The organism is Allostigmatella hybrida, from assembly GCF_020103775.1.
GTDB lineage: Bacteria > Myxococcota > Myxococcia > Myxococcales > Myxococcaceae > Hyalangium > Hyalangium aurantiaca.
On record NZ_JAHXBH010000027.1, the window covers coordinates 77571 to 96870 of the forward strand.

Annotated in this window: 22 protein-coding genes and 1 pseudogene; 16 read left to right on the forward strand and 7 right to left on the reverse strand. The window is 68.4% G+C overall.

The window, feature by feature from the left end; genetic code table 11:
• Window positions 1-6 precede the first annotated feature (6 nt).
• Window positions 7-399 (reverse strand): DUSAM domain-containing protein, encoded by a 393-nt coding sequence (locus KY661_RS29685; RefSeq protein WP_225413427.1) that lies wholly within the window; start codon window positions 397-399, stop codon window positions 7-9.
• 191 nt (window positions 400-590) lie between these two features.
• Here KY661_RS29685 and KY661_RS29690 point away from each other — a divergent pair, with 191 nt between their 5' ends.
• Window positions 591-761, forward strand: a complete 171-nt coding sequence (locus tag KY661_RS29690) for a hypothetical protein (RefSeq protein ID WP_225413428.1) — start codon at window positions 591-593, stop codon at window positions 759-761.
• A gap of 231 nt (window positions 762-992) precedes the next feature.
• On the opposite strand, the gene KY661_RS29695 is transcribed toward KY661_RS29690, so the two are convergent.
• Entirely contained in the window at window positions 993-2492 is a 1500-nt protein-coding gene (locus KY661_RS29695; RefSeq protein ID WP_225413429.1) for a sensor histidine kinase, read from the reverse strand.
• A complete protein-coding gene (locus KY661_RS29700) occupies window positions 2489-3163 on the reverse strand; it encodes a response regulator transcription factor (protein WP_225413430.1) in 675 nt (224 codons plus the stop codon). The genes KY661_RS29695 and KY661_RS29700 overlap by 4 nt, the downstream gene beginning before the upstream one ends.
• A gap of 133 nt (window positions 3164-3296) precedes the next feature.
• Here KY661_RS29700 and KY661_RS29705 point away from each other — a divergent pair, with 133 nt between their 5' ends.
• Window positions 3297-4250, forward strand: coding sequence for a hypothetical protein (locus KY661_RS29705; protein WP_225413431.1), 954 nt, complete (start codon window positions 3297-3299; stop codon window positions 4248-4250).
• A 16-nt stretch (window positions 4251-4266) separates the two neighbouring features.
• On the opposite strand, the gene KY661_RS29710 is transcribed toward KY661_RS29705, so the two are convergent.
• The 4 genes and pseudogenes from KY661_RS29710 to dnaA form a co-directional block, all read right to left on the reverse strand.
• Window positions 4267-4833, reverse strand: coding sequence for a pilin (locus KY661_RS29710; RefSeq protein ID WP_398577261.1), 567 nt, complete (start codon window positions 4831-4833; stop codon window positions 4267-4269).
• Window positions 4806-4902: pseudogene (locus tag KY661_RS37805) on the reverse strand (prepilin-type N-terminal cleavage/methylation domain-containing protein); the annotation flags it as partial. The pseudogene KY661_RS37805 and the gene KY661_RS29710, both read right to left, overlap by 28 nt.
• A 185-nt stretch (window positions 4903-5087) precedes the next feature.
• Window positions 5088-6005 carry an aldo/keto reductase gene (locus KY661_RS29715; protein WP_225413433.1) on the reverse strand — a complete coding sequence of 306 codons (918 nt, stop codon included), beginning with the start codon at window positions 6003-6005 and terminating at the stop codon, window positions 5088-5090.
• Between the two features lie 26 nt (window positions 6006-6031).
• A complete protein-coding gene (dnaA, locus tag KY661_RS29720) occupies window positions 6032-7381 on the reverse strand; it encodes a chromosomal replication initiator protein DnaA (protein ID WP_225413434.1) in 1350 nt (449 codons plus the stop codon).
• Between the two features lie 353 nt (window positions 7382-7734).
• Between dnaA and rpmH the strand changes: the two genes are divergently transcribed.
• From rpmH to KY661_RS29790, 14 genes are all read left to right on the forward strand, one after another.
• Window positions 7735-7887 (forward strand): 50S ribosomal protein L34, encoded by a 153-nt coding sequence (gene rpmH, locus KY661_RS29725; RefSeq protein WP_037582942.1) that lies wholly within the window; start codon window positions 7735-7737, stop codon window positions 7885-7887.
• A gap of 14 nt (window positions 7888-7901) precedes the next feature.
• Complete coding sequence (gene rnpA / locus KY661_RS29730; RefSeq protein ID WP_225413435.1) at window positions 7902-8306, forward strand: ribonuclease P protein component; 405 nt, start codon at window positions 7902-7904, stop codon at window positions 8304-8306.
• Window positions 8303-8521: a membrane protein insertion efficiency factor YidD gene (yidD, locus tag KY661_RS29735; protein WP_075005947.1), complete on the forward strand. Its 219-nt coding sequence runs from the start codon at window positions 8303-8305 to the stop codon at window positions 8519-8521. The genes rnpA and yidD overlap by 4 nt, the downstream gene beginning before the upstream one ends.
• 51 nt (window positions 8522-8572) lie before the next feature.
• A complete protein-coding gene (yidC, locus tag KY661_RS29740; RefSeq protein WP_225413436.1) occupies window positions 8573-10393 on the forward strand; it encodes a membrane protein insertase YidC in 1821 nt (606 codons plus the stop codon).
• Complete coding sequence (locus tag KY661_RS29745; RefSeq protein WP_225413437.1) at window positions 10390-11172, forward strand: hypothetical protein; 783 nt, start codon at window positions 10390-10392, stop codon at window positions 11170-11172. Before yidC ends, KY661_RS29745 begins: the two co-directional genes overlap by 4 nt.
• A 29-nt stretch (window positions 11173-11201) precedes the next feature.
• Window positions 11202-11429: a hypothetical protein gene (locus KY661_RS29750; protein ID WP_225413438.1), complete on the forward strand. Its 228-nt coding sequence runs from the start codon at window positions 11202-11204 to the stop codon at window positions 11427-11429.
• Window positions 11426-12751: a tRNA uridine-5-carboxymethylaminomethyl(34) synthesis GTPase MnmE gene (gene mnmE, locus KY661_RS29755; protein WP_225413468.1), complete on the forward strand. Its 1326-nt coding sequence runs from the start codon at window positions 11426-11428 to the stop codon at window positions 12749-12751. Before KY661_RS29750 ends, mnmE begins: the two co-directional genes overlap by 4 nt.
• A 77-nt stretch (window positions 12752-12828) precedes the next feature.
• Window positions 12829-13491 (forward strand): Uma2 family endonuclease, encoded by a 663-nt coding sequence (locus KY661_RS29760; protein ID WP_225413439.1) that lies wholly within the window; start codon window positions 12829-12831, stop codon window positions 13489-13491.
• A gap of 135 nt (window positions 13492-13626) precedes the next feature.
• Window positions 13627-14217, forward strand: a complete 591-nt coding sequence (locus KY661_RS29765; protein ID WP_225413440.1) for a cysteine dioxygenase — start codon at window positions 13627-13629, stop codon at window positions 14215-14217.
• Between the two features lie 189 nt (window positions 14218-14406).
• A complete protein-coding gene (locus tag KY661_RS29770) occupies window positions 14407-15051 on the forward strand; it encodes a hypothetical protein (protein ID WP_225413441.1) in 645 nt (214 codons plus the stop codon).
• Between the two features lie 112 nt (window positions 15052-15163).
• The gene (locus KY661_RS29775) at window positions 15164-15898 is read left to right on the forward strand and encodes a TadE/TadG family type IV pilus assembly protein (protein ID WP_225413442.1); all 735 of its coding nucleotides are present in this window, start codon (window positions 15164-15166) and stop codon (window positions 15896-15898) included.
• Window positions 15874-17415, forward strand: coding sequence for a pilus assembly protein TadG-related protein (locus KY661_RS29780; protein ID WP_225413443.1), 1542 nt, complete (start codon window positions 15874-15876; stop codon window positions 17413-17415). Before KY661_RS29775 ends, KY661_RS29780 begins: the two co-directional genes overlap by 25 nt.
• Window positions 17416-17442: 27 nt before the next feature.
• The gene (locus KY661_RS29785) at window positions 17443-18456 is read left to right on the forward strand and encodes a hypothetical protein (protein WP_225413444.1); all 1014 of its coding nucleotides are present in this window, start codon (window positions 17443-17445) and stop codon (window positions 18454-18456) included.
• Window positions 18456-19295 carry a hypothetical protein gene (locus tag KY661_RS29790; RefSeq protein WP_225413445.1) on the forward strand — a complete coding sequence of 280 codons (840 nt, stop codon included), beginning with the start codon at window positions 18456-18458 and terminating at the stop codon, window positions 19293-19295. The genes KY661_RS29785 and KY661_RS29790 overlap by 1 nt, the downstream gene beginning before the upstream one ends.
• Window positions 19296-19300: the final 5 nt, after the last annotated feature.

Below are 19300 nucleotides of genomic sequence, written 5' to 3' on the forward strand. Positions count from 1 at the left end.
TACCGGCTATGACAGGCCGTTGAGCTTCGCGATCTCGCCCTCGGCAATCTCCCGGTAGAGCGGCACAACCTCGACGGCAAGTACGTCCTGCATCTGCTGGCGTGCACCGTCGAGGTCCCCTGCGTCTTGGAGCGCGTACATTCGGACGAGCGCGTCGTTGATTCGATTCGAGCCTTCACGGATTCGCTTCCGGATCTCGACGAGAAGGGCGGTGGCAGTCTCGGCACTGGTGAGGGCCGCTTCCGCATCGGCACTGCTGACAGCCACCGTTGGCGCGGCGGCCCGCAGGAGAGCGCACATCCTCCCGGAGAGTTCGAGAGGCTCACCGTGAGTGAGCCGGTTTTCGATTCCCCACAGGTGATCCCAGAGCGCATCCAGTTCCTCATTCTGGAGTGTCATGGCTTCACCCCCGTGTGAGGGGATGGGAGCATGGGGAGTGTAGGATTGGCCATGCTGATTGGGACCGTCGTCCGGCCAACGATCGTGCCTGTTCGAGTTGATGCCTGGGATGACCACTCATTTGATACGATGGCAGGAGGGGGCTTCCTGGAAGGCTCAGGGATGCGTTTGGACACAGGAGGAGAGGGTGGATGCTGGCGCTTGAAGAAAAGTGTCAGGGTGCCCGCTTCTTCTTTGGGGTGAGCGGTCACGAGCTCCCATCCCTCTTCGCCGAAGTTGTTGAGGCGCTGGGTAGCCTCGCTCTTCTGAAAGTGGGTGTGATACGGCACCGTCTCGATGTGGTACTGCCAAGTCATTGCTGAACTCCAAGTGCTAGATGCGCAGGTCGGCCAGAGCGGCGGAGATTTTCTTCTGGGTCGCGGGATCTTTTTATTCGCCGAGTCCAATGAAATCACTGCCCGGAAAGAATCCGTGTTGAGCCAACTCAGGGTGCATCACGGTAGCGAAGGTTGGCCGCCCCAGCGATACCTCGGAAGAGGTATGTGGAGGAGCCCATCACCCGGGACATGCAAGGACCACAGGCCAATGAAGCTTCAATCCTGGGCCGCACCTAGAACTTGAGGGCCTTCCGTGTCAGGTCCCAGTGAGGCGGGCAGCTCGCCCAAGAAGTCCACCTGGAGCCCCCCGTACTCGGAGCGCCCCAGTTGCAGGCTCCAGCCGTGCAGCACCGCCACCTTCCAGGCGATGTTCAGGCCGAGCCCGTGGCCGCCCGGCCCTCGCGTGCGCGCCGCGTCGCCGCGCACGCGCCGCTCGACGAGCCGGGACAGCTCCCCCTCGGGAATGCCGGGCCCGTCATCCAGCACCCGCAGGCAGAACGCTGGGCCCGGTTGCCGGTCGAGCACCACCGCCACGTGGCCTCCCCGGGCGTTGTAGCGCACGGCGTTGTAGATGACGTTGCTCACCGCCTGCTCGATGAGCGTGTCATCACCCGTCAGGCTCACCGGTGGTTCCGGGACGGCATAGTCGAGCTGCACGCCCTGTTGCCGCGCGATGGGCCGGTGCCGCCCCACGCACCGCTCCACCAGCGCGTTGAGGTTCACCGGCCCGCGCTGCACCGAGGGCTCCCCTGCCTCCAGCCGGGCCGCCGCGCCCAGGTTGTGGATGAGCGCCGCCATGTAATGCGCCTCCTGGCTGGCCGCCGCCACCGCCGCGGCGTCCACCGGCGTCCCCTTCGCCGCGTGCTGTTGCAGCTCGGCCAGGTGCCCCTGGAGCACCGTCAGGGGGATCATCACATCGTGCGTGGTGTTCTCCAGGAAGGAGCGCAGCGTCTGCTCGCGCTTCTCCTTCAGCTCCATCTGTGCCCGCACCTCCCGGCCCGCCTCGTCGAAGGCCCGCGCCAGCTCGGAGATCTCATCGTTGCCCGTCTGGGTGAGGGAGCCCTGGTACGCGCTGCGGACGAAGGTGCGCACCTCGCCGGTGAGCTGGCGCAGGCGCCGCACCACCGGCCCCAGCGCGAATAGCACCCCCGCGAGGGCAATCCCCGTCGGGATGAGCCAGTACTCATGGGGGAAGGGCACCGCGGGCCGCTCCTCCGTGTTGAACCGTCCGGGCCACTGCACGAGCGCGAACGCGCACGGCCCCGTGCCCCAGGGCATCCGCACGAGCACCTCGCGCGGCTCGTCCACCCCGAACGCCGAGGCCCGGCTGGCGAGCCCCTCCCCCTGCCGCATCGCCTCCACGAGGGACGGATCCAGGGCTGGCGCGGAGGGGTTCCGGGCCGAGAGCTGGGCGTCATAGGCATACAGCCGCGAGCCCGGCGGAGGGCGCGGGCCCGGCGGAGGGCCCCGGGGCCGGGGCGGCGGCTCCCGGTCGCCCCCGTTGGCCGTCCGGGGCCGGGGCGGCTCGATGCTCCAGTTCTCCGGCGAGGCCTCGCAGCGTTCGCGGCCCCCGGACAGCATGTGCGCCAGGGCATATTCCGAGAGCGCCGACTCGAGCGCCCGCACCTGGCTGGCCACATGGATCCACCCCATGCACAGCGCCACGGGCACCGCCACCGCCACCGTCATCAACGCCAGCCGCATGCGCAGCTTCACGTGTCCCCTCCCCCGCTGCCCAGCCGGTAGCCAATCCCCCACACCGTCTCGATGTGCTTGCCGGGCCCCAGCTTGCGGCGCAGCCGGGACACGTGCACGTCCAGGGTCCGCTCGGTGCCCTCGCGCTCGGGATCCAACACGTTGTCCACCAGCCACTGGCGCGTCACCGCCGCCCCGGGCCGGCGCGCCAGGGCCGCCAGCAGGTCGAACTCCACGCGGGTGAGCTCCACGGGCTTGCCGTGCACGAGCACCTCCCGGGCCTGGAGGTCCACCCGCAGCGCGCCCAGCTCCACCTGCTCCTGGCGCTGCATGCCGGGCCTGCGCAGCCGCGCCCGGACGCGCTCCACCAGCTCCTCCGGCCAGAAGGGCTTGGTCATGTAGTCGTCCGCGCCCAGCCGCAGTGCCCGCACCTTGTCCGAGGTGTCATTGCGCGCGCTGAGCACCAGCACGGGCACCTCCGAGCCCTCGCGCAGCCCCCGGAGGATGTCCAGGCCGTAGGTGCCCGGTAGCATCAAGTCCAGGATGATGAGGCGGTAGGCCTCCGCCTCGCCCGGCGCCAGCGCCCGGCCCTCCTTCCACCAGGTGGGCTCGAAGCCCGCCCGGCCCAGGAAGCCGGCGATCTGTGCGCCCAACTGTGGATCATCCTCGATGAGCAGGATGCGTTCGCCCATGGTGCGCCCCTCTTACCCGGCACTTCGTAAGAGAACCTGAAGCCACGCGCGACGGCCCTCCCGGCACGGGTGCTCTGGGGAAAACACACACATGAAGCAACTTCTGCCCACCCTGTAGGATAATGAAGTCATCATGACGTCCATCGATCGCAGCCGCAGCACGTTCAGCCCGGCGGCCACCGCAGCGCGCCAACCCGTGGAAAAGACGGCCCTGGGCCCCATCGGCAAGGTGGTGGAGGCCGTGAAGGACTCCTTCCAGGACATCCCCGGCAACCTCCAGATGGGCCTGGATGTCTTCCAGTCCGCGCACCTGAAGGAGCTGGAGAGGCTCTTCGGCAAGGACTCCAAGCCGGACCGGATGTTCGACGGACAGCTCGTGGGCACGCAGGGGCAGACCTTCCCGCCGGACACGCCGCTGAACCGGATTCCGGGCGTCACGCCCCGGGACAACCCGAACCCGAAGGAAACGATTCTCTACGTCAACGGCATCATGACGCCAGTGGAGGGGCAGCTTCGCGAGATGCAGTCCATCGCGGACACCTCGGGCGCGAAGGTGCTGGGCATCCACAACGCCACGCAGGGGCTCACGGCGGATCTGGCCCAGTGCGTGGCGGACAAGCTCGACAAGGGCACGAATCCCGCCGTGGACACGCTGGCGGACACCCTCTACGCGGAGCTGAAGGCGGGCCGGGACGTGAGCGTGATGGGCTACAGCCAGGGCGGGCTCATCACCGCGCGGGCCCTCTCCGATGTGCAGCACCGGCTGCGCGTGGAAGACGGCCTGTCCCAGGCGGACACCGAGAAGCTGATGAGCCACCTGAAGGTGGAGACGTTCGGGGCCGCCTCGACGCGCTACCCGGACGGCCCCCAGTACGTGCACTACATCAACGAGGCGGACGCGGTGCCCACGCTCACGGGGCTGGGCGGGAGCGTGGATCCGCTGGCCTTCTTCAAGGACGCGGGCAAGGGGGCGGTGGTGCACCGCTTCACCGACGGGAACTTCAACCCCATCAGCAACCACATGCTGGACACCCTGTACATGAATCACCGGGTGCCCTTCGAGGAGGCCCGCGCGGGCCACTTCTGAGACCGCGGAGACAGGCTCAGTTGCAGTTCACGTCGTTGGCGGTGTTGAAGGGCTCACCGGCGGCGACGGCTTGATCCGAAACGGGGCACTCGGACGCGAGGACACCGTCCGCGGAGGAGATGAGCCAGGTGTCGGCGTACTGGTCGGCCTCGGCGTTGTTGTCCACATCGCCGGCCCCATAGGCCAGGAAATCCCAGCTCGCGTCCGAGCCATAGATACCCGGAGCATTGGACAGGTTGTTCGCGGTGGCGCGCGAGTTCCACGTCGCGACCGGCACCAAGGTGGGCGTGAAGATGCTGGGGAGCGAGGGGTACTTGAAGAAATCCGCGCCGACACAAGTGTCATCGTTGTGGACCTGTGCGTCGATGGTGCTGCGATCTTCGTACGAGCTGCAGTCTCCCAGTTGGTAGCTGTAGCGGTTGCCGCGCTCGGGAGCGAAGCCACTGGCATGGATCGACGCGGGAGGCTTGCGCTGCTGCGTACGCAGGCCGGTGAAGAGGCTCTTGAGGTTGACGTTGACTTCGGACTGGCGTGCGCGGGCCTGGAAGCGGTTGAAGCTGGGAATGGCAATGGCTGCGAGAATGCCGATGATGGCCACGACAATCATCAGCTCGATGAGGGTAAAGCCAGACTGCTGACGGCGCTGCGTCATGAGAGGACTCCGGGGTTGTTGGGGAAGGACAACGCCGGGGAGCCAAAGCAAGCAGCGCGCCAGCCTTTGACGAGGCCGGCGTGCAAGGGATTACCGGAAGTTGGCTCAGGGGACGCGGTGAAACATGACAAAGCGCGGCAGCCGCTGACGTGCTTGGGCACTGAGCGGCCTGCCGGCGCGCGGCCTCAGGGCACTTCGCGGCCCATGGCGGCGCGCCACACCGCGAACCAGTCCTGCGTGTCCAGGGGGAGCGAGAGGGCCCGCGCCGCCCCGGCGATGCGCTCGGGCTGGTGGGTGCCAATCACGGGAAGGATCCGGGCGGGGTGCCGCAGAAGCCACGCATAGGCCACCGTGTCGGCGGCCACGCCGTACTTGTGGCCCAGTCCGTGCAAAACCTCGCGGATTTTGCCTTCCGCTTCGCCCTGTCCTGTCATCAACCGCCCGCCCGCGAGCGGAGACCAGCCCATGGGCAGGATGCGGTGTTTCAGGCAGTGGTCCAGCGTTCCATCCAGGAAGGGCTCGGGTCGCAGCGGGTGGAGCTCCACCTGGTTCGTGATGAGCGGCATGGGCAGGTAGCTCGACAGCATGTCGAACTGGGCCGGGGTGAAGTTGGAGACGCCCACGTGCCGCACCTTGCCCTGATCCACCAAGAGGCGCAGCGCCTCGGCCACCTCGGCCGGGTCCAGCAGGGGGCTCGGCCGGTGCAACAGCAACACGTCAATGTAATCCGTGGCGAGGTTGCGCAGGGACTGCTCCACGGAGCCGATGAGGTGCCCGCGCGAGTAGTCGTAGTGTTGAATCCAGTTCTGCGGCCGCGCCGGATTCGTCAGCATGATGCCGCACTTGGTCACCAGCTCCAGCCGCTGCCGCAGCCCGGGGCTCGTCCGGAGCGCGTGGCCGAACACCTCCTCGCAGCGGTAACCGCCGTAGATGTCCGCATGGTCGATGGTGGTGATGCCCAGCTCGAGGCAGGCGTGAAGCTTTCCCAGCACCCGCTCGGGGCTCGCCCCCTGGGGGTCCTCCAGCAGCCGCCAGACACCGTAGATGAGCCGGGAGACCTCGGGGCCCTGGGGGGCCATCTTCACGCGCATGGGAGAGTTCATCCCGCCATGCTAGCGGCTCGGCGGCGTCAGGGGCTCAGCTTCGCTTCCAGCTCGGCCAGCTCGCGCTTGAGCCCGGCGTCCGACTCGCGCAGCCCCTCCACCTTGCGCACCGCGGAGATGACGGTGGAGTGGTCCTTGTTGAAGCGCGAGGCAATTTCCGGAAACGAGCTCTTCGTCAGCTTGCGGCTCAGGTACATGGCCACCTGGCGCGCGTGCGCCAGCGCCTTGTGGCGCCGGTCCTCGCGCAGCGCCTCCACGGTGACTTTGTAGTAGCGGGCCACCTCGCGCTGGATGCCCTCCACGTCCACGGCGGGGTTGGTGGGCAGGATGTCCTTGAGCACCTGCGAGGCGAACTCCACCGTCACCGGCTGCCGGCTCAGGCTGTGGATGGCCGACAGCTTCACCAGCGCCCCCTCCAGCTCGCGCACGTTCTTCTGGATGTGCTTGGCGATGAAGTGCGCCACGTCGTCCGGCAGCCCCAGCCCCTCGGCCTCCGCCTTCTTCTGGAGGATGGCCACGCGCGTCTCGTAGCTGGGCTCGCGGATGTCCGTCAGAAGCCCCATGGCGAAGCGGCTGCGCAGCCGCTCCTCCAGCCCCGGGATTTCCGAGGGCACCGTGTCGCTGGTGAGCACGATGGCCTTGTTCTGCTCATACAAGGTGTTGAAGGTGTAGAAGAACTCCTTCTGCGTCTCCTCGCGCTTGCCCAGGAACTGGATGTCGTCGATGAGCAGCACATCGCACTCGTCGCGGAACTTGCGGCGGAACTCCGTCATCCGGTGCTCGCGCACGCTCTCCACGTACTCGTTGGTGAACTGCTCGCTGGACAGGTACACCACGCGCTGGGCGGGGTTGCGCTCCCAGATGAGGTTGCCCACCGCGTGAAGCAGGTGCGTCTTGCCCAGGCCCGTGCCGCCATAGATGTAGAGCGGGTTGTAGTGGTGCCCGGGCTTGTCGGCCACCGCGGCGGCGGCGGCGGCGGGGAGCTGGTTGCTGTCGGCCACCACGAAGGTGCCAAAGGTGAACCGGGGGCTCAGCCGGGGCGGGCGCGCGGTGTTGGCCACCGTGGCGGGCGTGGGCACGGGGTGCAGCGAGGGGGGCGGCGCCTCCACGACTTCGTAGGCCACCTTGCCCAGCCCGTCGCCCACCCGGGCCAGCGTGGACTCGAGCAGCGCCCGGTAGTGGTCATCCACCCAGTCCCGGAAAAACCGGTCCGGCACGCCCAGCACCAGTGAGCCCTCCCGGACGTCCAGGGCACACATCCGCTCCAGCCACGTCAGGGCGTAGGTCTTCCCGTCCTGGCGGATGGTCTCCAGGGTCCGGGCCCACACCCGGCTGGCGCTGGGCGGGGCGGGAAGGGCTTCAGCGAGGGCGCTCACACGGGCCTCAGGGAAAAGGAAAGCCGGCCAGAGGCCGAGAGGCCGACCGTGCTAACAAAGGGCCTCTGGGCGATCAAGTTTCCGCCCAAAACCACTGGAAGTTCAGGGACTTCTCCCCCCGTTTCAGATCGCGGGGGGATCAGGCGCCGGTGAAGGCGCGGGGCCTACCCGGGCTGGGGGCCGGCTGCCTGCTGGAGGCCCCAGGCTGCCGCCAGAAAAGCGCCGGATGATCGGCGAGATGGGGCAGAATTGAGTTCCAGCGTTGACTTGGGTGGGAGATCGGGTTACGAGCGCCGCCTTTTCCAGTGGCAGCGCCGGATCAGAGGTGCCGCCGTCGTTTCAGGAGTTAAGCCGTGTCCAAGCGCACGTACCAGCCGTCGAAAGTGAAGCGCAACCGCAAGCACGGGTTCCGCAAGCGCAACAGCACCCGCGCCGGCCAGGAAGTCCTCAAGCGCCGCCGCGCCAAGGGCCGCAAGCGGCTCGTGGTGTCCGCCGCCAAGAAGTAGGCCGAGGGCCTGACGTGACGGCCGAGGGCTCGGGGCCTCCATCGAGGGATGAGCGGTTTCCCAAGACCCTGCGCCTGCTGCGCCGTCACGAGTTTCTCCAGGTCCAGGGTGGTGGCCAGAAGATTTCGTCCGATTCCCTGCTGGCGCTGGTGAAGCGCAATGGCCGGGCGCAGACGCGCCTGGGACTCACCATCTCCAGCAAGGTGGGCAACGCGGTGGTACGGGTGCGCCTGAGGCGCATCCTTCGGGAGTGTTTCCGCAAGCGGCGCTCGCAATGGCCGCCGGGCCTGGACGTGGTGTTGGTGGTGCGCGCTTCGGCGAACGAGGCCGCCTTCGCCGAGCTGTCCCGCGCCTTCGATGGTGTCACTCGCAAGCTGCAGCGGCTGTTTCCCGCCGCCTCCGGAGGGGGTCCTTCATGAGTCCGCTGGCCTTCCTCCTGGCCCTGCCCATCCATTTCTACCGGCGGTTCATCGGACCGCTGCTGCCCCGGGTGTGCCGTTTCCACCCTTCCTGCTCCTCGTATGCGCTGCAGGCGCTGGAGAAGCACGGCGGCCTGAAGGGCGCCGGACTCACCACGTGGCGCCTTTTGCGCTGCAACCCCTTCCACCCCGGCGGTTTCGACCCGGTGCCTTGAGCCCGGCGATACCGCCCTGACCGGCCCTCTCCCGCCGGGAGAGGGGATGCCATGCTCCCTGACGATCCGCTCTCGCCTCAATCCAATGACTCGCAGAAGCGAATGCTCACCGCCCTGGGAGTGTCCTTCGCGGCCATCACCATCTACATGATGTTCCTGGCGCCCTCCGCGCCCCCCGCGCCGGAGCCCGGCGCGGCGGACGCAGGGGTGGCGGCGGTGGGCAGCCCGGATGGCGGCACGCCCGCGGCGCCCCCGTCCTCGCCGGGCGGCACCCCGGAGCTGGCCGCGGGCCAGAGCCCTCCGGAGCCCGAGGCGCCCGTGCGCACGCTGGAGCGCTCGCGCCAGGAGGCCAAGTACTCCTTCTCGTCCGAGGGGGCCGCCTTCGCCTCCGCGGTGCTCCAGGGCCCGAAGATGCGCGAGCAGCAGTCGCTCTCCATCGCGGAGGGCTACAAGGAGCTGTTCGGCGCGGAGCTCCTGCCCCCGCCGCAGATGAACCTCGTGCAGCCGGTGCCCGGCCAGCCGATGCCGCTGTCGATTTCCATCGAGGGCACCTCTCCCCTGCCCGCCAACGCCCGCTACCAGGTGCAGGAGGAGGGCGAGGGCACGGTCGTCTTCACCACGCGCCGGGGGCCCTGGGAGGTGATGAAGCGGCTGGACTGGCCCCAGGCGGGCCACGAGCTGACGTACACCGTGCAGGTGCGCAACACCTCGTCCCAGCCGCTCACGGGCGAGCTGCGCATGCACCACAACCGCGCCATCGACCCGAACTTCGAGCACGCCCCGTCCTTCTTCGGCGGCGTGGGCAACCAGAGCCGGGCCGCGTGCCACGTGGGCGACGAGCTGCACAAGCGCGTGCCCGAGGACGAGGCCACGGAGAGCTTCTCGGGCCCGGTGCACTACTTCGGCATCGACCAGCAGTACTTCCTGTCCATGCTCTACCCGCTGGAGGCGCCGCGTGAGGGGCACTGCGTGCTCACCGCCACCCCCACCGTGCGCCAGGTGGCCGTGGGCTTCCCGCTCACCGTGGGCGCGGGCGAGACGGTGACGATGCGCTTTGGCGGCTGGTTCGGCCCCAAGGATCCCGACTTGCTCAAGCCCGTGCCCAGCCAGGACGTGCTGCGCGCCGCAGGCATGGCGTCCGCCGCGTGGGACCCCACCATCGAGGAGACGGTGGACTTCGGCATCTGGGCCGTCATCTGCAAGCTGCTCCTGTTCTTCATGAAGTGGTTCCACGCCGTCACCGGCAACTGGGGCGTGGCCATCATCCTGCTCACCGTGCTGGTGAAGCTCGTGCTCTTGCCGCTCACCTACAAGTCCATGGTGGGCATGGAGGCCGTGAAGGAGCTCCAGCCCCAGATGGAGGCCCTCCGCAAGAAGTTCGCCGATGACCGCGAGCGGATGAACATGGAGGTGATGAAGCTCTACCAGCAGGCGAAGGTGAACCCGCTGGGCGGCTGTCTGCCGCTGCTCATCCAGATGCCGGTGTGGATCGCCCTGTTCACCGCGCTGCGCAACAGCTTCGACATCTACTGGGAGCCGTTCTTCGGGCCGGTGTGGAGGGACCTCACCTACAAGGACCCCACGTACCTGCTGCCGCTGGCGCTCGGCGTGTCGATGATCATCACCCAGAAGATGCAGCCGCAGATGATGGATGCCGCCCAGGCGCGCATCATGATCTGGGTGATGCCCATCATCTTCACCCTGACGCTGTTGCAGTACCCCGCGGGCCTCTCGCTCTACATCTTCACCAACAACCTGCTCTCCATTGGCCAGCAGTGGGGCCTGCGCAAGTGGCTGGACCACCAGAAGCAGAAGCGGGGCGGCGGTGGAACCCCCGCGGTGGCAGCCGCCACCGGAGGCAAACGCAAGTGAGCGGGCCGCAGACACCGCCGCCCGCCCCCGCGCTCAGCCCGGCCGAGTTTCGCGCCCGGGTGGAGCGGCTCCTCACCGACATCCTCGGGCTGATGGGCTACCCCGCCCGGCTGGAGTTCCAGGACGTCCCGGATGGCAGCCTCGCGGTGGCGCTCCACTTCGAGGCGGGCGCGCCCGCGGGCGTGGAGACCGGCCGGCGCAGCCAGGTGGTGGACTCGCTGCAGTTCCTCCTCAACAAGATGCTCCACCGCCCGGGCGTCGAGCGGCGGTGGGTGCTCCTGGGCGCGGGCGCCCTGCCCGAGCCCCGTCACCGCAAGGAGCCCCCGGCCCCCGCGGCGCCTCCGCCCGCGGCGAGCGCGCCCCCGGCCCCTCGCCCGGCCGCTCCGGCCCGGGCCCCGGCTCCCGCGGCTCCGGCGCCCGCTCCCGCGCGTCAGGCCAAGCAAGCACCGGCCGCCGCTCCCGCGGCGGCTGCCCCCGCCAAGCGCGCCGCCGAGTCCGATGAGCGGACGTTGGAGGTGACCGAGGATGCGGCGCTGGCCCTGGCCGCCCGGCGGCTGGCCGAGAAGTCCTCCTCCCTCGGGCGCTTCTACGCCCTGGCCGCTATGAAGGTAGAAGACCGGGCCCGCGTCTTGAAGGCGGTGCAAGGTGTGGCGGGTGTCGCGGTGGCGGGCGAGGGCGAGGGGCGGTGCCGGCGTGTGGTGTTCACCCCAGGCAAGCCGGCCCCGCTGCCCAAGCGGTTCCTGCTGCCGGACGATGACGAGGACGGCTTCGAGGACTGAGCCAGGCCTCGAGGCCGCCAGGAGAGGACATGGGCAAGGCGAAGTCACTCAAGGACAAGCTGTACGGCGCGGCGGTGCTCAAGATGAGCTTCCGCCTGCGGGGGGACGAGGCCTCCCCCGCCTTCCGCTACGTCTACCCAGGTGTGCTGAGGGACCTGGAGCTGGATGACGAGAAGGTGGAGAAGTACATCGCGGAGAACCGCGAGAGCGTGGAGAAGGCCGCCCGGGGCTCGACGCCGGAGCAGGGCCCCCGCTGAGCCCACAGGGGACCATCGTGGCCCTGGCCACCGCGCCCGGCGCGGGGGCCGTGGGCATCCTCCGGCTCTCTGGCCCTGGGGCGCTGGAGGCCGGCAGGCGGCTGGCGCCGGGCGTTCCCGCCTCGCCGGTGCCGCGCCACGCCTACCTGGCCTCCTTCGTGGATGCGGCGGGCCGTCCGCTCGACGAGGGGCTGTTTCTCTACTTCCGCGCGCCCCACTCCTTCACGGGCGAGGACGTGGTGGAGCTGCAGGCCCATGGCAGCCCTCGGCTCCTGCAACTGCTGCTGGCGCGCGTGCTGGAGGATGCGCGCGTGCGCCCGGCCCATGCCGGGGAGTTCACCCGCCGCGCTTTCCTCCACGGCCGCATGGACCTGACGCGCGCGGAGGCCGTGGCGGACCTGGTGGCGGCGGACTCGGAGGCCGCGGTGCGGGCGGCGGCGGCGGGCCTGTCCGGTGGGCTCGCCACCCGGGTGCGCGCCCTGGAGGAGCCCCTGCGCGCGCTCCATGCGGACCTGGAAGGGGTGCTCAACTTTCCGGAGGAGGCCGAGGGGGCCGACGCGGATTCGGGCCCGCGCGTGGCGGCGCTGCGCGCGGAGGCCGAGGCGCTCCTGGTTGATTCGGGCCGGGGCCGGCTGGTGCGCCGGGGGGCCCGGGTGGCCCTCTACGGGCCGGTGAACGCGGGCAAGTCCACCCTCTTCAACCGGCTGGTGGGCGAGGCGCGGGCGCTCGTGGATGACGAGCCCGGCACGACGCGCGACGTGCTGGAGGCCCGCGTGGAGTGGAATGGGCTCGCCCTGTCCCTGCTGGACACCGCCGGCCTGCGCGAGACGCCGGGCCGCGTGGAGGCGCTGGGCATTGCCCGCACGCGCGAGGCCCTGGCCGCGGTGGACCTGGCCCTCCTGGTGCTGCCGCCCGGGGCCACCCCCTCCGAGGCCGAGGCCTGGACGCGGGAGGCCGGCGCCACCCCCGTGCTGCGCGTGGCGGGCAAGTGCGATGTGGCCCGGCCCCTGGAGGACGGGGGCCTGCCGGTGAGCGGCAAGACGGGCGAGGGGCTCGAGCCGCTGCGCGCGGCCGTGCTGTCGCGCCTGTGGGGCGAGGGCACACCCGCGGCCGTGGCGCTCGTCTCCGAGCGCCATGCCGATGCCCTGCGTCGCACCGCCGAGGCGCTGGGACGGGCCCACGAGGCCTCCCAGCGCTCCACCCTGGAGGTCCTCTCGGGCGAGGTGGGCCTGGCCCTGGAGGCGCTCGGGGAGGTGTCCGGGACGTCCGCCTCCGAAGCCCTGCTGGATGCCATTTTCCAGCGGTTCTGCATCGGCAAGTAGCCCCCCGCCTGGCGGGCCCGCCGATGTCAGTCCCCTCCTTAAGATGCGTGCTCGTTCAGCCGCTGCACGGGAGGGATATGGTGTCGGAGACGCTTGTCGATCAGGCCACATACTCGGTTCTCAATTCGCTGCCCCTGGGATGGGTGGGGGAGATCGTCGAAGAGGAACTGGTGGCCTCCCCCCGGCCGGTGGCCGCGCAGACGCGCGCGGCCTTCATGCTGGGGGTGGAGCTGGGGGAGCAGTTGGATCCCCGGCGGGGCGGCAGCGGCCGCTGGTGTTTCCTCCGGGCGCCCGAACTGCACCTGGGGCGGGATGTGCTGGTGCCGGACCTGGCCGGTTGGCGCCGGGACCGGGTGGCCGAGCCGCCCGAGCCCTGTGCCCCCTTCCTCACCCTCTCTCCGGACTGGGTGTGCGAGGTGCTCTCCCCCGTCACGCGCGCCCTGGACCGCACGCGCAAGCTGCCGCTCTACGCTCAGCACGGCGTCTCCCACGCCTGGTTCATTGACCCCGAGGCGCGCACCCTGGAGGTGTTCCAGCGCCTCAAGCGCGGCTGGCTGTTCTGCGCCAGCTACGAGGGCGAGGCGCAGGTGCGCGCCGAGCCGTTCGCCTCCCTGTCCCTGGAGCTGGGCTCGCTCTGGTTGCCCCCGGAGCCCAGCCCCCAGGTGAACGCGGGCCTGCAGCCGGGCCGGGCCCCTGCCCCGCTGGCCCTGGCCGTGGGGGCGGGGTTTCGCGGCTCGTGACGCAGGGGCCCCTGAGGGATGGGATGTTGAGCGCCGAACCGGCGATCTGTCGGACTTCCGGCACCGCATCCGCCCCGGGTTCACGGGGCCCGGGGGGATGTGGTTGTAAGGAGGCACCGTGCACATGTTGAAGGGGTGCGAGCGGCGTCGTTAGAGGAGGTGCTCCACCAGCTTCGTGAGGAGATTCACGAGCCGGAGGGAGCCAGGCAGGTGGGGGAGCGGCTGAGAGGTGTGAGGGTGCGCCCGGAGTGTTTGCGCCCCTATCTGCACTTCCGCCGTGGCCGCTACACCCGCAACCTCATTCATCGCGAGCGCCGGTTCGAGCTGGTGCTCAACTGCTGGGATGAGGGAACGGCCTCGCCCATCCATGACCATGACGAACAGGAGTGCTGGTTCAGCATCCAGGCGGGCCTGTTCCAGCTGGAAAACTTCCCGCTGCACGCGGGAGGGCGACAGCCAGGGCACGCCGTGCTGGGCTCGCCCCTTCGCCTGGGGCCTGTGGGCCCGGGCCACGTGGACTTCCGGGGACCCGGCGATTCGATCCACCGGGTGTCCGCGCTGTCCGGGCCAGGGGTTTCCCTGCACGTCTACGCGGCCCCGGTGGAGCAGTGCCTGGTGTTCGATCCCCGCCGCCAGCGCTGCGAGTGGCACCGGCTGTCCTACTATTCCGTGTTTGGTCGGCCCGTGAAGTCCACGCCCTCCCCCGAGCTGTCCGAGCGGCGGTAGCGCTTCCGGCTTTTCTTCCCAGGCTTGGCACCGTGAGGACCGCCCTCCTGGTCCACGGGCCGCCGTGTGCGGTGGAGCACCTGCCGCCGGTCGCGCACTTGCCATCCCCCAAACCTCCAAGGAAGCTCGTCCGCCACAACGATGCTGGGGGGCCCGCCGGGGGTACCTCCGACTGATGAGGAGTGGCGGATGAAGCGGATCTGGGGTGCCTGGCTCGTGGCGCTGATGCTGGCGGCGTGTGGCGGCGACGACGGGGGGGGCGGAGGGGGCGGCGGCGAGGACGACGAGAAGCCGGGCATTGGCCCGTCGACCAAGGATCCGGTGGGGACGCCGTTCGAGTGGCCCGCGGGGCTGACGGTCAAAGAGCCTATCGACGCTTATCAGCGAGACCATTGCTACCGCGAGGACCAGGAGGAGCGCGAGGAGCAGGGGTATGGCACCAACGTTCCCTTGTGCCTGGGCTTTACCAACACCACCAATCAGTCCATCAGGGTTGACCTTCCCGCAGGGCTCATCTTCATCTCGTTCGACACCGAGAGCCAGAATGGGCTGCTGATCCAGACCGAGACCTTCGAGGTGCCCCCAGGAGACCAGCCCTTCTTCGTCAAGCTGGGGCTGCAGTGCTTGAACCTGGACCGCAGTCCCGGCTTCACCGGGGACACCTACAAGAAGGGGCCGGTGACCCAGGACCAGGAGTTGCTCGAGTTCATCAGGCTGCTGGAGGGCAGGACCTTGACCGCCCAGGAGGAACCCGTGGTGCAGAACGCCTTGTGGAACATCACGGATTACGGGGGGTTGACGGAAGAGGACCGCACCGCCATCAAGAACCTGTAATCCTTGAGGTTTCTCAGCCCCTGGCAGTGGATTTCTCGGGGGTTGAGAACGTCCACTTGACGGATGGTCTGGACCCACACGGTCCCCGATGATGACCAGCATGGGTGTCAGGATGATGAAGAAAAGGCCGGGCACGCGAGAGTCGGGACAGGCCGCCGTGGAGGCCGCCATCGTCCTGCCGCTGTTTGTCTTCCTGATGCTCGGCATCCTGCAACTGGGGCTGATGCATCAGGCGCGGTTGATGACGAAGTACGCCGCCTACAAGGCCGTGCGCGCCGGGGCGATTCACAACGCCAAGACGGCGGATATGGAGAGCGCGGCGCTCGCGGTCCTGCTCCCGCTGGTGAGCGAGGACCGCAGTGGGGGCGAGTACATCCAGTCCATCACCAGCGCCTCGGATTTCAGTCAGAAGTGGTCCAAGGCCAAGAACAACAAGATGGCGGACCTGAACATGCCGTACGTGCAGGTCATGACGTGTGGCCCGAGTAAGAAGGAGATCTCCGGCCAGGAGGTGGACTTCGATGATCCGGCCATCGCGGGCGCGAGTGGGTGGCTGGCCAGCCACCAGACCAAGCTGCGCATCCAGGTGACGTTCAACTACCGGATGCCCATCCCGTTCGCCAACTGGGTCATCCACGCCGCGGCGATGAACCGCGAAGTGCCCCTGGTGATGCGCATGGGCAAGCCCACCACCAACACGAACAAGTTCGAGAGCAAGTACCAGGACACCTCGAAGGGTGTCTACGTGTTGCCCATTCGCGCCGCCTACACCATGCGCATGCAGTCCAATCTCTATACCTCCCAACTTCCGGAGGAGAACAAATGCCTGACCACCAACCGTCTGTGAGGGCCTGCAAGCGCGGCCAGGCCCTGGTGCTGGCGTGCCTGTCCCTGCTGCTGCTGGCACTGATGTCGGTGCTGAGCTTCAACCTGGGCCATGCGCTTCGGGAGAAGACGCGCTTGCAGCAGCACAGTGACGCTCTGGCTTACTCCATGGCCGTGGTGGAGGCGCGCGCGCTCAACTACTTCGCCGTGAGCAACCGGGCCATCGCCGCCTCGTATGCGGCGATGAACAGCATCCATGGCTACATGTCCGCGATGACCGTCACCGGGGACATGATGTCCGCGGGCAGCACCAGCTTCTACGTGGTGGCCGCCGAAGAGGCAGCCATGTGTAACCCCTGGGGGGGGTTCCAACACTGCCTTCACATCCTTGAGGCGATCAAGGTGGCCATGGACTTCAGTGACAAGGCGGACGAATACTACGACAAGGCCAAGAACCTCGACCAGAAGGGCCAGAAGGCCGTGGAGTCACTGGACAATGTGATGGACGGCCTCCACCAAGCGCAGCGGGAAGTCTTCGACAAGACCGCCGCGGCGCTGGCCGATGGCTCCTCCGGCGGCCTGGGCAAGTTGCGGACCATCAATGCGCCCAAGGCCTCGCAGCTCAACGGAGGCGTGGGCGGGCTCAACAAAACCGAGTTCACCTGCGTCATCGACGGGAAGAACTGCTCGGGCAGCGGCAAGCCGGCCAACTCCTCCACCCAGAAGCTCGCCGCCGTCATGACGGAGGTGGCCAACGCCACCCGCCCCGCCTGGGCCGCCAACCGGGGACAACCCGTCACCTATCTGAGCGCCAAGTTCATAAAGGAGCTGACGAAGGACATCCAGCAGGACGGTTACAGCCTGGTCGAGGGCAGTGGCGGCGGCAAGACGGCGAAGGGCTCGGGCAAGGGCGACGTGCACTCCGGCTCGGACATGAGCAACACCGGCGCGATGAGCGTCGCGCACGAGCATGGCACCGTGGCCACCCCCCTGTTCAAGCACTTCATCGCAGGCATCGGTACCTACGACACCAAGGTCGTCTCGAACGCGTCCGGCGGGGAGCACGAGCCAGACGACGCGCACCAGGGCGGCAATCACGAGTTCGAGGGCGTCAACGCGAAGGACCTGGCCTCCTGCGCCTCCTCCGGCAACTGCTTCATGCAGTTCCGCGCCGACCCGGACCCGAACCACGATTATGGCCAGCCGCGCGTGTACAGCTACGTGACGCAGAAGCTGCGGACCGACGATGTGGGCAAGGCCCCGTGGGAGCTCAACAGCTCCGCCAAGGTGACGTTCAAGCACGGGGACCAGGGCGAAGGCACGGTGGAACTGGCGGCGAACGAGGGCGCCGCCGTGTCCAAGGCGCTCGTGTACTACCACCGGCTGCGCAGTTGGCAGGAGCAGCCCAACCTCTTCGGCCCCTTCTGGCGCGCGAAGCTGCACCCCTTCTCCAGTGGCTCCGAGGCGGCCAACGTCCTGCAGAAGGCGGGCAACTCGGACTCCGCAGAGATGGCCAGCGCGCCCAACATGCCGCTGTAGCACGAACGGGATTACGGAGCGTTCCTCATGCGTCGGACCTCACGGCAACAGCGCGGTGCCGCCTCGGTGGAGGCGGCCATCAGCATGATCATCATCATCCCCATCTTCATGTACGCCCTTTTCCTGGACGACCTGCTGCGCTACGCGGCGGACGTGACGGAGGCGGTCACCTCCACGCCCTGGGACTTCACCGGGCAGGACTACATGGCGGGCGGGGACAAGGCCTCCGAGGTTCAGGGCATGGCGCGCCTGATGTTCTGCGACCATGAGTCCAGTGGCGACAGCTACAACCAGGGCCAGGACTGTGACGCGACGGACCACCACGACGAGCGCGCCTTCGTGGGCCACGTGTGCTGGCTCAACGATGAGAACAAGGCCGAGCAGGTGACGTGCACGCAGGCGGACAAGAACGCGGGCAAGGTGGGGGGCGGGTCCATTGACCAGTTCACGGACCAGTTTGGCGCCTCGGGCGGGCTGTACTCCTGCTACGCGAAGGCCGTGGTGGAGAACTACCTGCTGCCCAAGTCGTTCCTCCAGGAGTTCTCCAACGTGGACCTGAGCAAGGAGAACTGGAAGGGCAAAGGAGACATCCACGGCAACGCCAAGGCGGGCACGGATGACACTGCGTACTTCCTGGCGCAGCAGGACTTCGCCATCATCACCGATACCCTGGCGCTCAATGACCGCGCCGCCAGCGTGGCGGTGAGTCCGGACACCAAGTCCGGCGTCATGTATGAGCGGGTGGAGAACATCTACACGGACGCCCAAGGCTTCGATCGGTTCCAGACGGACTACACGATCTTCAAGACCGCGCTGGATGGCCAGAATCTGCTGATGCCCGGTGTGGGGGATGATCCGTTGACGCCCAATGTCGCGCTGCCGGAGGCGGGCCAGCACACCCAGGCCATCGAGGGCGACGAGGGGGGCTCGAAGGACTTCTTCGCCACGCCCTGGCAGGATGGTTCCAGCAACAACCACGAGAAGACCTACCAGGCGCGTGGCAGTTACTACATGGGCTGCAAGAACCCGGAAAGCTGCTGATGCCGCAGGGCCCCTCACCCCTTGCCCGCGTGGGGCTGCTGTTCTTCTCGGTGTCGGTGGTGGGGGCACTGATTGGCTTCGGCTGGGAGGCGCGGCTGTCCGAGCAGGAAGAGGCGCGCATCGACAACCTGCTGTCCGAGGACACCCAGGGGGTAAGAGAGCCTCCAGCGCGCCAGTCGGGCCCCTCCGCCGAGGAGAAGGCCATCGTCCAGCGCGCCACGCAGGGGCTGCCTCCCTACAAGGACGCGGTGCCCCAGCCCCTGGCCGCGGACTTCCTGGACGCGAACTCGCCCTTCGCCGTCGCGTGGTTCATCACCCGGGATACGCCCTGGGCGGTGCTGGATTTCTATCAGGACGCGCTGTTGAAGGAGGGGCTGCCTCCCGTTCAGCACCGCTACAACGCGAACGCGGGCTACGTGGGCTATGTGATGCCGCGGACCCAGAAGGTCCATATGGTGTCGGTGCTGGCCCAGGGGGGCGAGACGATGGTGTTCGTCTCCGCCGGCCAGGTGGAGTCCTTCATCGAGAACCAGGGCCAGCTGCCTCCGGGGCTCCCGCTGCCCCCGGGCGCGCGGGAGCCCGTGACACTCACCTTCCGCGAGGAGGGCCGGGTCCGTTACTCCGTCATGGCGTCGCTCGCCCCGGAGCAGGTCAATGGCGTGCAAGCCTTCTATCAGCAGGCGCTCGAGCCCCAGGGGTGGCTTCTGGAGGACGGCGCACGGGAGCCCTCCCCGGAGCCCCAGTTTTCCTTTCGCCGGGGTGACAGCCGGCTCAACGCCACAGTCCAGAGGGAAGGGGCCGGTGCGCGGCTCTATCTCTCCCTGGAGCAACAGAAATAGATTGG